Annotated in this window: 13 protein-coding genes; 8 read left to right on the top strand and 5 right to left on the bottom strand. The window is 34.3% G+C overall.

Annotation, left to right across the window (positions count from 1 at the left end; genetic code table 11):
- Positions 1–6 precede the first annotated feature (6 nt).
- Together MHI39_RS21725 and MHI39_RS21720 are read left to right on the top strand one after the other, a co-directional pair.
- Entirely contained in the window at positions 7–597 is a 591-nt protein-coding gene (locus MHI39_RS21725; RefSeq protein WP_058006173.1) for a hypothetical protein, read from the top strand.
- 305 nt (positions 598–902) lie between these two features.
- Complete coding sequence (locus MHI39_RS21720; RefSeq protein WP_342540209.1) at positions 903–4,406, top strand: S8 family serine peptidase; 3,504 nt, start codon at positions 903–905, stop codon at positions 4,404–4,406.
- 159 nt (positions 4,407–4,565) lie between these two features.
- Here MHI39_RS21720 and MHI39_RS21715 read toward each other — a convergent pair whose 3' ends face one another.
- Positions 4,566–4,979 carry a GNAT family N-acetyltransferase gene (locus tag MHI39_RS21715; RefSeq protein ID WP_078111279.1) on the bottom strand — a complete coding sequence of 138 codons (414 nt, stop codon included), beginning with the start codon at positions 4,977–4,979 and terminating at the stop codon, positions 4,566–4,568.
- A gap of 26 nt (positions 4,980–5,005) precedes the next feature.
- On the bottom strand, positions 5,006–6,043 hold the full coding sequence (locus tag MHI39_RS21710) for a serine hydrolase domain-containing protein (protein ID WP_216385131.1): 1,038 nt from the start codon (positions 6,041–6,043) through the stop codon (positions 5,006–5,008).
- 232 nt (positions 6,044–6,275) lie between these two features.
- On the opposite strand from MHI39_RS21710, the gene MHI39_RS21705 reads away from it, so the two are divergent.
- From MHI39_RS21705 to MHI39_RS21680, 6 genes are all read left to right on the top strand, one after another.
- Positions 6,276–6,758, top strand: coding sequence for a DUF2975 domain-containing protein (locus MHI39_RS21705; protein WP_342540206.1), 483 nt, complete (start codon positions 6,276–6,278; stop codon positions 6,756–6,758).
- 10 nt (positions 6,759–6,768) lie between these two features.
- Positions 6,769–6,996 carry a helix-turn-helix transcriptional regulator gene (locus tag MHI39_RS21700; protein WP_058006168.1) on the top strand — a complete coding sequence of 76 codons (228 nt, stop codon included), beginning with the start codon at positions 6,769–6,771 and terminating at the stop codon, positions 6,994–6,996.
- Positions 6,997–7,049: 53 nt separating this feature from the next.
- The gene (locus tag MHI39_RS21695; RefSeq protein ID WP_342540203.1) at positions 7,050–7,877 is read left to right on the top strand and encodes a DUF817 domain-containing protein; all 828 of its coding nucleotides are present in this window, start codon (positions 7,050–7,052) and stop codon (positions 7,875–7,877) included.
- A 338-nt stretch (positions 7,878–8,215) separates the two neighbouring features.
- Complete coding sequence (locus MHI39_RS21690) at positions 8,216–9,409, top strand: ABC transporter permease (RefSeq protein ID WP_058006166.1); 1,194 nt, start codon at positions 8,216–8,218, stop codon at positions 9,407–9,409.
- A gap of 45 nt (positions 9,410–9,454) precedes the next feature.
- Complete coding sequence (locus tag MHI39_RS21685; protein WP_342540201.1) at positions 9,455–9,994, top strand: helix-turn-helix transcriptional regulator; 540 nt, start codon at positions 9,455–9,457, stop codon at positions 9,992–9,994.
- A 552-nt stretch (positions 9,995–10,546) separates the two neighbouring features.
- Positions 10,547–11,041: a DinB family protein gene (locus MHI39_RS21680; RefSeq protein ID WP_342540199.1), complete on the top strand. Its 495-nt coding sequence runs from the start codon at positions 10,547–10,549 to the stop codon at positions 11,039–11,041.
- A gap of 24 nt (positions 11,042–11,065) precedes the next feature.
- Here the strand turns inward: MHI39_RS21680 and MHI39_RS21675 are convergent, their stop codons facing one another.
- From MHI39_RS21675 to istA, 3 genes are all read right to left on the bottom strand, one after another.
- Complete coding sequence (locus MHI39_RS21675) at positions 11,066–11,962, bottom strand: LysR family transcriptional regulator (protein WP_280616369.1); 897 nt, start codon at positions 11,960–11,962, stop codon at positions 11,066–11,068.
- A gap of 249 nt (positions 11,963–12,211) precedes the next feature.
- The gene (gene istB, locus MHI39_RS21670) at positions 12,212–12,964 is read right to left on the bottom strand and encodes an IS21-like element helper ATPase IstB (protein WP_342541475.1); all 753 of its coding nucleotides are present in this window, start codon (positions 12,962–12,964) and stop codon (positions 12,212–12,214) included.
- A gap of 8 nt (positions 12,965–12,972) precedes the next feature.
- Positions 12,973–14,256, bottom strand: a complete 1,284-nt coding sequence (istA, locus tag MHI39_RS21665) for an IS21 family transposase (protein ID WP_342540197.1) — start codon at positions 14,254–14,256, stop codon at positions 12,973–12,975.
- Positions 14,257–14,318: the final 62 nt, after the last annotated feature.

Genomic DNA, 14,318 nt, shown 5'->3' with positions numbered 1-14,318 from the left:
TCATCTATGTTTTCAAATGAACAGTTGCAAAACTTAATTGAAGGAAAAATTATTGGGAGCAAGTTTCCTTATGACACAAAAAATGAGCAAGAAATTGAAGCGCATATCAGACGATTGTACTATCGAATAAACCGTATTCCAAATTTAGTATGTGAGGTAGAGTGGGATCATTTTGGTAGTGGCTACGCATCATTTGTTGAATTTTTTTGTTATCAAAAAGAAGATGCCGTAATCGTTGAAGAGAAATATGGTCGGCGAGAGATAAAGACAGAGGGGATTATAATTGATATTTGTCGTTTAGCACCTGTAGCCATCATGGGGCAAGATGACCGATATAAGACAATTCGTATTGAAACAAACGAAATAGTGGGTGGGGCACACGGTTCTTTACTGGGGGGTACAAATCAATTAAAGGTAAGTAAGAAATTCCGAACCATCGAAGAAAAATTGAAACAAGCTTTAAACGAATTTGATTATGAACTGTTAGAAGCTGAAAAGATGAATCAACCTTTGTCTTTTAAAACGAAAATTCCCACGATCTATAGGGAACCTGGAGAGTATTCAATCATGGATGCTATTTTTTATTGGGAGGATTAGTTTATGATTTTATTCAGTCTAAAACGGGAGAAGTTGGATATTAGTGTGAGGAAGATAAATAATAATAATTTAGTATTCTGAAAAACAACTTTCATAGATAGTGTAAACAAAATCTTAAAAAGCCTCCTAAATTAGAAAGGAGGTTATTACATTTCTATGAACTAACTTTAAACAACTTTATCATATATAAATATTTTACGGGAAAAACTTGCTATTTTACTAGATTCATTCCATAATAATTTGGTAAAATTTGAAACTTTTACTAGGCTTGAACGTATATAAAGGTGTAAAAGGGAGGTAAAGGAATGAAAAGGATGTTAAGAACCTCATTAGCGATTGCTGCTTCTGTAATGTTGGTCATTCCATCAGTGGCACAGGCAGTAGAAAATGATGAAGTGTATCAGAGTGCAAGTATGAAGAAATCAGCATTGACTGAACAATTATTGAAATCTGAAAAGGAACAAAAGCTTGATGCCTACAAAAGTAGTCAGAAGGAAAATTTAGATATTGATACTTTAGTTGTAAGGTATAGTCATACAATATCTAAGGAAATACATAAAAGAGCTGGTGTCCAAGTGGTCCGTTCGATTCCAGCATTGGGATATGATATTGTTTATATTCCTAAAGGAAAGAAACTTAGTGAAGTACTAAAGGTATATAAGAATGATAAAGCAATTACTGAAATTACTCCAAGTGTAAAATTTAAAAAGCTTGGGGATGTTGATCCGAAAAAGAGTAAAATGTATCAACTGCAAATGCTGAAAATTGAAAAAGCCTTAAAATATGCAGGAAATCATAAAGTGGTTGTGGCTGTAATTGACGGGGGTGTCGATTATCGTCATCCAGAATTAAGCTCACAGGTATTACCACCATACAATGCTGCAGCACCAGCTAAAACTCCTGTTCCAGATATGCATGGAACCCATGTAGCAGGAATTATTGCAGCCGCGGCCAATAATGGATTAGGTGGTCATGGAATTAACCCTAAAGCCAAAATATTGCCGATTGATGTATTTAATGGTGGTCAATCAGCAAATGACTATACAATCGCTCAAGGAATTATGTATGCAATAGAGAAAAAGGCAGATATCATTAATATGAGTCTAGGAAGTTATAATAATTCACCAATTCTAGCAGATGCAATTCAGAGAGCAATTGATGCAGGAATTACAGTGATTGCAGCCGCTGGGAATGAAGCAACAGATGATTATTCTTATCCAGCTGCATACCCGGGAGTTATTAGTGTAGGAAACATCAATAAAAATAAGCAACTATCAGAATCATCCAATTATGGCTCAAGTGTTGATCTTGTGGCTCCTGGCGAGGAAATTTATAGTACTGCCTATTCAACCGAGAAGAATCACACATTTATGAAATTAACTGGAACATCAATGGCATCGCCAGTAGTAGCAGGTGTAGCATCCCTATTAAAATCAAAATATCCGAATCTTAAACCAAATGAAATAGAGTATATACTAGAAAATACTGCAATCGATATAGGTGAGCATGGATATGATCTTACCTTTGCAAATGGTTTGGTTAATCCAGTTGCAGCATTGAAGTTTGATCTAAAACAACTTCCAAAATTTAAAAATGTACAAGGCTCTGAATTATTGAAAGCAGCACAACCTTTAAAACAAGAAGGCAAAAATAGTATTAATGGAAAAATTACATTACAGCAGGAAGTACAACTATTTAAAATGGAGCTTAAAGCAGGAGAACATGTGCAAACTGTCTTAGATGCAGCAAAAAGCTTCGATTATGGGATGGACTTTTACTTTTTTCCAGAGGGCTCGCAAAAAATAAATGGACAACCTTTAGAAATAAATAAAACAAGAGCTGGTGGTCAGGAAGCCTATTTATATAGTGCAGATATGGATGGAACACTAGTCATTGGGATTAAGGACGTAAATGGAAGCTATAGTAAAACTGGAAAATCGACTTTTACGTTTACAGCTGAAAAATTTACGTCATTAATACCAAATACTAATTCTATGGAACAGCCAATTAAGATTGATTCTTTTCCATATAACTCTGCCGAGCAAAAGGGTGAACCATTAACACTTTTTAATACGGAGGGAATGCCAGATAGTGATTATTTTACTTTTGAAGTGAATGAACCAAAAGTATTATCTTTCACATTAGATGGACTTCCAGGGGTTAATTCAACACTTTCCGTATCAGTATTGAATAATGAAAATAAACAGGAATTAGAGTATCTTCCAATCATATACTCTGATGATAATGGAATTGGAATAGGTGAACGACTCTCCTTTGAAGCAATGCCAGGAATGAAGTATATGCTTACTGTTTCCAATGAAAGCATGCCTGATTTTTCAATCACCGCTCTACTTGCTGGACTTTTAGGAACTGGTGGTGGGATTAATCAAGAGATATCCTTTGATTATTCCGCATATCCTTACAATCTAAAAGTAGAACAAGCGATGTTGCCGAAGGATGAGGACGGACTTCCTTTAGTTGATAATCTTGAATCTCAGTTTATTAATGACCAAATGACGATTTCTGAGTATGCTGATAAGAAATCAACAGAGACAAATAGTGGATTGGACGCTTTATTAGATGATGATGGCAACGAATTTAGTGAGAAAGAAATCGAAGCAATATTGACCCAATCTATACCAATTACTCAAAATCATCATAAAGGCTATTTTCAAATTACAGGAGATCAGGACTACTATACAATTTCTCCTAACGAGGATGCAATTTACGATATTTCAGTTGAAAATGGTCCGGGACAGCTGATAAATTCAAGTATTTATGAATATGATCCAGATCTAAATATGTTAATGCCATATAGTAATTTATCTGGAGGACTAGGTGATATTTTATCCCTCTTATTAGGTATCGGTAGCTCATCTTCCTATGTTCCTTTGAAAAAGGATACCCAATACATTATTAAACTGGAAAATGATATGGGGAATATTTCTGCTGATCCATATTTATTAACGGTAGATAAAGTAGCAACATCACCTGAAAAAGATGAAGATTTAAATAGTTTTGAGACTGCTGTAGATATGATCCAAGGAAAGACCTATCAAAATTATTTTATTTATCCTGGAGATACCGATTATTACTACTATCAACACCATGGTGCAAATCAAATCATGGATTTGAAAATTCAGGAGAAACAACGTACAGCAATGGAAAAGGGGAATCTTCCAACTGATTTATTTCCATCTACTATTTTTTCAGGAATGTTAATTGAAGATACAAATGGGAATAAACAAATTGATAATGATGAAATGTTAAAATCAATTCCGATTGGTGCAAGTCTATTTGATCTATCCTTAGGAGATATTGACGTATCATTCAAGGCCCAAAATGGTGTAGGGTATTTTGTAGTCCTAAATCCTTTAATCCCTCAGGTTAATTTAAATCCATACGAGGTCAAGATGATCGCATTAAAAGATCAAAAGACTGATGAAGATGGTGAGGTAACCAATCATATACCAAAGAAACCATTGGTATTAAAGAAGCAACAGGGGAAATTGATTGGACAAGGGTATATGAATGCAGGTGTTCCTTTTGGGGATATTGATCATTTTAGATTAGATTTGAAAAAAACAACGAATGTCTCTATGATGCTTGAAATGGAAAAATCATTAGACGGAGTAATCGAAATATATAATTCTAAAGGTAAACTGATTAAACGGTTTGATGATTATGGTGAAAGTGATGAAGAGCTAGCTAAGCTAAAGCTAAATAAAGGAACCTACTATATTGAAATAAGTGAAGCTACTGGTAAGGCAGGAACGGAAAAATATAAGCTGACTATTTCATTGAATTAATTGAAGGGAGCTGTGTCTGTTTAGTCTGGGGACTGAATTGGCCAGCTCCTTAGTTTTTTATTAGAAAAGGCATATCTTTGTAGTGTAACTTGTTCGGTTCTGTAAGAGAAAAGCTGAAATAAAAAATCAAATAAAAGTGTGTTTTAGCAAATGCTTTGATCAAACATTATAAACCCAAACATTAAACATTTCACTTTGTTGTTGTAGTTCCCAATCCGTCTTGTGAAAATAGTCATTGAATTCCGAAACAGTTGGGCAAAAAGCAATGATAGGTAAATCATTTATCGTTTTTAACATCCTTTTTAATAACCCCTGACCACGATACTCCTTACTTATTGCAAATTGATATAAAGATATCGTATTTTGTGTCTTTTTTCGGTAAAACCGAAAGGCTCCCACTACTTGACCTTCCACTGTTGCTACGATCATTTGCTTTCTTTTTATAGCTGCTTTAATTCCAAGAGGACATAAAAACTCTTCAGAATAAACTGCGTTGTTATTGCAGTCTAAATTTTTGTTAAAAAAAGTTACAACCTCAGATATATGCATTGGATTCGCTAAAGCTATCTGCATATTTCTTCCCCCTAAAGCAACATTTTTTATGGTAGAAGAGATTTATATATCTCCCCAATAATCCCTTCCAATTGATGAACGCCTAATTCTGTATTCGTCATAATAACGGCAGCTTTTTCTAAGTATGGATATGCCACCATCATACACTGAAAACCTACTCCCCAACCCATAGATGTAATTTCTAATTCTTTTTCGGAACCCTCTAGAAATACACCTAATCCAGCCCAGCTTCTTCCTCTTTGAGAAGTTATCATTTCTTTAGCTAAACTTTTTAAAATTCCAATTTTACTTTTTCCTTTTAAAGCATTCATTAGCTCAAGGACTAATGCAGCTAAATCTAATGAAGTCGTCCATAATCCTGAAGCTGTTGGATAAGGGTAAATAGGATATTTTCCATCTACCAATTCACCATTTTTATTATGACCACAAGAAAATTTCTTTTTTACTATCTCTAACATCGTTGGATTTAAATAGCTACTTTCCATACCCAATGGCTTAAATATGAACTCATTAACCACTTGATAAAACGGTTTTTTCGTTACATCTTCTATTAGTTGCTGAATAATACAATAGCCTGCATCAGAGTACTGGAATTCACTCTCTGGCTCGTACTGTACTTCAATTGGAACCTTACAATATGGTGTTTTTCCCTCTAGCAATTCAACCATTGAAGGAGTGCCTATATCTGAAATTCGTTCAAAAAAACTACCTTCAGGGTCCTTGATTCCAGCTTGATGACTAAGCAGGTTTCTTAATGTAACAAGTTTATTTTTTGTAAATTCATTATCGGGCACTTTCCACGTTTCAAGTCTTTCATTTACATCTTCATCTAAATCAAGAAGGCCTTCCTCAATTAGCTTTAATATCATCATTCCGGTTAAAAATTTACTAATCGAACAAGCACTAAAAATAGAATTCTCATTTACCTTCCTATCGGTATTTGCCTCAAGAAAACCATAATTTTCTACTCCGTTAATTTGACAGTTTTCAATTAACACAATACTTAAACCTTGCACCTTATAATGTTTCATTCTTTCTTCAATATTAATATTCTTTAACTTCATATTATCCTCCTAGTTAAAGCTTTAATAATATTGTATCACGAATATATGTTCTGTTGGATGAATTTGGAAATAATATTAGCGTAAATTTTCAAACCAGTGAAGAATGCTTTTTGTTTAAAGATAAAGTGATAATTATCAATAAAAATATTATAAAAAACAATATTAATTTATTGTAAAACGATAAATACTGTGATAAATTAATTAAACAATATATAGGTGAGGTGCTTTTTATATGAAACAAGTGTCAACGCTCTTTTTAAAGATAGCAGTTATTCTTATAGGAATTCCTATTCTTGTTATGTGCATCTTTTTGGTTCCTGAGATTGGAAATATTGCAGAGCAATTGTTACCGAAGTTTGCTTTTATAAAATATCTCGTTTTTATTATTTTCTATGGTTCAACGATACCTTTTTATTTTGCTCTTTATCAGGCATTTAAGCTTTTAATCTATATTGACAAGAATAAGGCTTTCGCTGAAATTTCTGTAACAGCCTTAAAGAAAATCAAGTACTGTGCCATCATCATTAGTTGCTTGCATGTGTTCGCCTTACCGCTTTTCTATCTTTTTGCGGATAAAGATGACGCACCAGGTGTTGTTTTTATTGGTTTGGTAGTTCCTTTTGCTTCGATGGTTATTGCCATCTTTGCCGCTGTTCTTCAAAGGCTCTTGAAAGAGGCAATTGATATAAAAACAGAAAATGATTTAACGGTCTGAGGTGAATAACATGGCGATTATAATCAATATTGATGTGATGCTGGCAAAACGTAAAATGAGCGTAACAGAACTTTCAGAGAAGGTAGGAATCACAATGGCCAACCTTTCTATATTAAAAAATGGAAAGGCAAAAGCGATTCGACTATCTACATTAGAGGGCATTTGTAAAGCTTTAGAATGCCAACCTGGGGATATTTTAGAATATCGCAGTGATGATGATACAAAGGACAATAAGTAGTAAATTTCTTTTTTTGTATGACAATCGAACAAATTTATAAAGGGGATATATTCATGAATTTAATCATGGAATCATGGAGGAGCAAAAATTTTAGAGCTTTAAAACAGCTTATTCATTTTGGGTGGGAGCAGGCCTTATCATGTTTGTTTCCCGTTGTTATCTTTGCCTCATTGGCTGTTACAAAAATGATCCCACTTCCCTTCTTACCACGGTATGACTGGTTGCTTCTCATCTGTCTGTTGATGCAATGGTTGATGGTGCGTTCTAGACTTGAAACACGAGATGAATTAAAGGTCATTACCTTATTTCATCTCATTGGTCTAGCGCTTGAATTGTTCAAGGTACATATGGGCTCTTGGTCTTATCCAGAGGAAGGGTATTCTAAAATATTTGGAGTGCCTTTGTATAGTGGATTTATGTATGCGAGTGTAGCGAGTTATCTATGCCAAGCGTGGAGAAGACTAAAGGTTGAATTGATTAAGTGGCCACCATTTTTAGTGGTTGTGCCTCTTGCTGCTGCGATTTATTTGAATTTCTATATTCACCATTATTGGATTGATGTTCGTTGGTGGTTATCAGGACTTGTGATTATCGTCTTTTGGCGATCATGGGTCATATATGAGGTAAATGGAACTCGTTACCGTATGCCACTCGCACTTTCCTTTGTGCTTATCGGATTTTTTATTTGGGTAGCCGAAAATATTGCAACATTCTTTGGTGCTTGGGAATATCCCAACCAAACCGATGCATGGAGTCTTGTCCATCTTGGCAAAGTGAGTTCATGGCTCTTATTAGTCATTGTTAGCTTTCTAATAGTAGCGACATTAAAACGGGTGAAGGGACAATCATCTACTAAGGTAGGTACTAGTCAAACTTTATAATAGAACTAGCTTTCTAAAAAGTCGTTACCTTAATGGAATGAAAATCTACTTTGATTGATGTTAACCTTTGTACAATAGTTAAAATTGTATGTTCGTGTGAAAAGAATTACGTAATCGGTGAGGGCATTAATCATAAGATGGATTAATGCTTTTTTTTTGCAGAGATTTTAATAGGTATTTTCGCCTTTTGCAAAAAAGCGGAAAGTTGTTTATTATTGTTGACTTTATTAAAAGAGTGGAATAGAATGAGTAAATACTCTAATTAAAGTACTTTTATAAAAGTAATAAATTTAAAGTATCTTAATTGTACACATATCTTTTAGAAAGGATGCAAAAATATGAAATTTACTCAGTTTTTAAAAACAAGAGGTGCGATTGCTGCCATATTTATGGGGATTTTCTATGCCGTTGCAATGCTGGGCATCTTTTTACCTGGATATGCAGCAATTCCCGGAAATGTTGATAAATTACCGATTGCTATTGTCAATGATGATGCAGGTGAATATGGGGCAAAGATTGCTGACCAGCTAGAAAAGAATTTACCGTTTAAGAATATTGAGACGGATGTAGCGAATAAACAGGCATTAAAGGATTTAGAAAAAAATGAGTTAGCACTAGTTGTACACATTCCAAAAACATTCTCAGAGGATATGCAAAAAGGAGAAACATCATCAAGTATTGACTTTACAATTAACGAAGCTGGTGCAACAACGATTTCCAGTACGATGAAATCAGTCGTCACGGAAATTAATAACCAGTTAAGTACTCAGTTTTCGCAACAAACAGCTCAAGGGGTATTAATGAATTTTAATGTACCAAAAGAGCAAGCAAGCGAATTAGCAAAAAAGATTGAAACAGCTTATGTCGGTAATGTAGTTTCAATTAATGAAGTGCCAAATGGTATGAATAATAATATGCTACCAATGTTTTTAACAATGGCTGGATATACAGGTGCAATGATTGGAGCAATGCAGCTAGTAGGAGCATTTAAAGAGAACCGTAGAAAGGCAAGTAAAACACGATTATTCATTTATGTCCAATTGACAGCATTACTCATTGCAGTTGTTGCATCACTTGCCGCTACGGGAATAGCCTATATAATTAATGATCCAAGTGCTAGCAAGTTCTTAAGTATAGTAGGACAACAAATATTAAATTATATGGTATGCTTCAATTTCACCGCCATTTTAATTTTCTTAGTTGGTGAAGGTGGTATGATTTTAAATTTACCAATTTTATTGATTCAAACACTTGCAAATGGTGCAACGATGTCACGTGAAATGATGTATAAACCTTATGAATGGATGAGCCACATCTCACCAATGTATTATTCAGTACAGGCTTACTTTGCTAAACTATATGGAAGCATTAGTCCGAGTCATTTTATTTGGCCATTGATTGCTGTTGGCGGGGTTGCCATTCTAATTAATATCGCGATAGTTGCTTTTATCCATAAACCAGTACCAGTAGAGAACTCGGTATCAGAGGATAAAATGGAAAGTGTAAAGAATGAAACTGAAGTTACCGCTTAGATTTGCTACAATAAGAATGTAATTCTTCTTAAAGGAGATAAGAGAATGTCCATTCAAATTTTTATATTGAGTAAACTAATGGAGGATAATAATTATCCTTATAAATTAAAAAAACAGATTTCAGAGCCTATACCATTGGATAGATTAGCTGGATTAACAGAAAGTAAACTGTACTACCATTTTGATTCCTTAGCAAAAAAAGGATTAATTGAATCGATCGAAATCATCAAAGAAGAGAATCGCCCTGATAAACAAGTATTTGCGATTACGGCTAAAGGTCAGGAAGAACTACCGAAAATGATTTACAAGTTGTTTGAAAATGCGGATTCAATTAGTGATATGGTGGTAGGTTTAGCTAACATCAAATATGTGGAACGTCAGAAGGCAGTAGAAATATTAGAAAAAAAATTAACAAATATAAAGCAACGTTGGGAAGAAGTTAGTGGGTACGAAGAGAAAGTAGAGGTAGACAAAGCTCAAGAAAAGTTTTCAGAATTTATGTTGGGCTATGTTTCGACTAAAGCAGAGCATACGATTTATTGGCTTGATGAGTTAATTAAACGGGTTAAACAAGGGGAAATATAATGAAATGATACCTTGTATCATAAGTTGATTTTTACTTCTTAAATTGTTTCATACTTTCCTATTGATTAAGAGAATGAATTGTTTGTAGCAAGGGCTTTACTTCATAACGGAGTAGAGCCTTTTTTGTTTTTCACTAATAGCCTATTTTGTAGGGAAGGATTTCTAATCCAAACTGTTAAGTGTGAAAGGATCATAATTGGAGGTGTTATTTATTCTTTGAAGGAATGGTAGGTTATTATAATTGTGAAATTTATGTATAGCAAGGCTATTTTTTTAGAGAGAGGGCATATATTAATTTTATGCTTACTAGCTAAGAAGATTGGAATAGTTTAATGGATAGCAAGGTTTTAGTGGTACTCAGCAAATAGAATCGAAATTTCTTCTAAAGACCAGTTGTGGATGGAAAATTTTTAATTTACTATAAAATCATTAGAGGGATGGATTGATTTAGGAAAGGAGGTTAAATCTATTGTTAAACAACGAATGGTTCAGAAACAATGTTTACTGATGAAAGATATGAATGTGCATAACAGTGATAAAGGGGAGATAGAAATGAGTAATCTAAGAGTGATTGATGAATACAAAAGCGATCTTCAAAACTATTCATTGGAACAATTAAGATATAAATCGGCTGAAGATGTTTGGTCTATAGGTCAGATGTATGATCATATAATCCTTGTTGCACATGAATACCTTGACAATGTGGAGACTTGTACTAGAGAAAAAGAAGAGCAGAAACTTGGGAAAACGGAATTTGGTGAGCAATTATATAAAATGGGTGGGTTCCCAAAAATTAAAATCAAGTTACCTGACGAATTAAATACTCCACCAAGCAATTCTGATAGTCAAGAAAGTCTTATGTGGCGACTAGATCAGGTAAAGCAGAGATTAAAACTATGGGAACCACAAGTAGATAGTATCAATTCAAATTTTAAAGTTAAACATGGGGGTTTTGGTTGGCTAAACGCAAGGGAGTGGTATGATCTTGTATTCATGCATTTCCATCATCACTTGGGTCAGAAACGTGAGTTAGAACAAAAACTCTAGGAATATACTGATTGTTGTTAGAAATTAATTTAAACCAAAGGTATTGCAAGTTAATTGAATAAAAGATTGTAAAGTTAGAGACATATATTTATCTTTATGCCAAACCATTTGTGTATGAACAGGTGTCGTAACCTGATGACAAACTAATTCTTTTAATATCCCTTTCTCAATCTCTGCTTTTACTACCATCTCAGGTAATACTGCAATACCTAAGTCTAAAATGATACATTGTTTAATTGCTTCTACACTTACAAATTCAAATTTATTCGATGCACAGATTCCAGATTGTCGAAACAAATTTTCTAGTATCACTCTATATGAACACCCTGATTCAGTTAATAAAAGAGTCTCATGCTCAAGATCTTCTAAATGAATTTCAGGTTTATTAGCTAAATGGTGCTGGGGAGAAGCAACAATTGTTAATTTTTCTTCAACCAGACTTTGTGCTTTTAAGTTTGAATCTTGATGTTGAATAGGCTCCATTGTAAATGCAATATCCAGAGTACCATCAAGTAATTGAGCCTTCGTTTGCTCTTGTAAGTAAATCGGTTTAAAGATAATTTTTACCTTTGGAAATTGCTCCTTAAATTCCTTCAATATTGGAGGCAGTCTATATGTACATTGGCTCTCAGAAGCTCCAATGATAAGTGTACCTGCCGGTTCCTCAACTCCGCTTATAGCGTTTTTCGCCTCATTCGTCAGTTGAATCATTTTATCTGCATATATTTTAAACTCTTTACCTTGCTCTGTAAGGACTAAGCGCTTCCCTAAGCGCTCAAATAAAGGAGTTTCAAGTTCATTTTCAAGCGCTTTTATTTGAGCAGTAACGCTTGATTGAGCAAAGTTTAAGATTTTAGCTGTATAGGTAAAATTTAAATTTTCCGCAGCCGTTTTAAATGTGATAAGCTGTTTAATTTCTATTTTTCTCACTCCAATATAATCGATAATTACGATTGATCTGATCGTAATGTTCAGCTGTATTGATTTGTAAGTTAATTATAAAATAGAAAAAATCAAACAACAACATATAAAACTACCTAGAAAGGAAAAGGGGTGTAGTAATGAGTAGCAATAAAGTGGATAAGAATGAACAAAAAAATCTAGACCAAAAGAACAATATAAATGTCAACACAAATATGTACACTTTCGCTTGTATAAGAATGTACAAAATTACTCATTTTCTTTCGCTAAATGATTCTTTAAACGATAAGATTCTCCCACGATTGTAACGACAGTCGCGTGGTGTAAAATTCGATCTAGAATCGCGTTTGCTAACTTCGGCTCTTGAAAGATTTCATCCCATGATTTAAAGTTCACATTCGTTGTCAATATGGTACTTCGTTTTTCATAACGCATGTCTATGAGCTGGAAAAAGAGCTTCGCATCTTCGGCATCAATAGGTAAATAACCTATTTCATCAATTATAAGCAGCTTGTATTTTGTATAATGCTTTAAACGGGCTTCTAATCGATTTTCTAGGCGTGCTCTCTTTAGATTTTGAATGAGGTCATGACACTTTATAAAATATGTACTAGTTCGTTTCTTTGCTGCCGTAATTCCGATGGAAGTGGCCAAATGGGTTTTCCCCACGCCACTTGGACCTAGAAAAACGATATTCTCATTCTTTTCAATAAAGCGAAGCGTTAAAAAGTCTAAAATCTGTTGCTGATTGACTGACGTTTGAAAACTAAAATCAAAATCCTTTATTTCTTTAAAATGCGGAAATGCCCCCACTTTGACCATCGATTGAATCATATTTTGCTCACGTACATCAATCTCATAATTCGTTAATTTGATAAGTGTATCAATAAACGACATTTGATTATTTACGCTGAAATCGATGACCTCGTTTAAATGTAAAGTCATTTGCTTCATCTTTAAATACTCTAAATTTTGTACGAGTTGCTGGTAATTTGTTGTCATTGGATTCATTATTTATACACCTCTCCAATCGCCGCTAAATTTCGTTTGGCCAAATCATCTATATCTGGAAAACGTGGCATTGATACACCCAGTGCTTCTTGATAATGAGCTTCCTGATAATTTAACTTCTTGTTGCTAATAGGGTGTTGGGCGATCAGCTCTGTGTTATAATAAATCCATAATTGATCATCATACACTTGTAAGCCTACTTTTTTTCCTCGGTACTTTGCCGGTACCGAGTATTGATTGGATTTGTAGGAAATCATGTTTGAGGCATTGATTTTGACAAGCGTATGTTTGATGCGATAAGAATCTCTTACTTTCTCAGTTGGTAGCTGGTGTAAGAGGTTCTTTTCTTTTCTAAATTCAAAAATAGGAATCTTCCCCGTACCTTGATGCATTTCATGGTTTATCCGATTACATAAATCTTGCACAAACTGATGTAACTCTTCGAGGGTTAGTTGTCCCTGATAAGCATGGATTTCGTCCAGTAGCTTCATCGTTGTTTCTACTTTTCCTTTTGTTCGTGGTCGACCTGCTATACATGGTCTCACCTTAAAGCCAAAATCCTTCGCAAATTGATCGAACTTAGGGTTTACTTTTCCAGCAGAATACTCTGTTCGTGCTTCATCCATTACGGTTTTCATGTTATCCGTCACAATTTCATCTGGTACTCCCCCAAATGCTTCAAATGCCTCCGTTAGAAAGGATAGAAGCACACGTTGAGATTTTGAGACACTTAAATGAAAAGCACGGAATCGTGAATAGGAGAGAAGAAGAACTGCTACATTCACCTCTACTTGTTCCCCATCCTTTGTTTCAAATAGGATACTTTCTTTCCAATCCAACTGGGCTTGTTTTCCTGGTGGTGTTTCATATCGAACCACTCCTTTAGGAGAGGCAATCCGTTTATCTTCCTCAAAATAAGCTTTAAATTCTGGAGTACGTGCAATATAAGCACGAAATGCAGAGTCTGAACATTGTAACCCATGATTATCTTTTAAATACTGCCATAGTACGCGTCGGTAATAGAAAACTTGTTTAGAATCCTCGGATAGGAGAGCTGCAATAATCTCATAATATTCATCTATTTTGGATGGTTTTTCTCGTTTTCGTTTCGGCACAAAACCCTTTAGGTATTTGTCAATCGTCCTACGATCTACACCTAACTCTTCGGCTAATTTACTCTTATTGATTTTCATTTTTAAATGCTCCATTAGTTGTTTAAATTTTGGTAAGTCTGAAAGACTAGTAATCTCAAAATTGGTTTCAACATTTAGCGCCATGTACATACTAATCACCCCAAGATTAGTATGTAATGAGCAATCAATTTTGTACATCTTTATTCAAGCAC

The organism is Heyndrickxia sp. FSL K6-6286 (assembly GCF_038630395.1).
GTDB lineage: Bacteria > Bacillota > Bacilli > Bacillales > Bacillaceae_C > Heyndrickxia > Heyndrickxia oleronia.
This window is presented reverse-complemented; position numbering and strand designations above follow the sequence as displayed.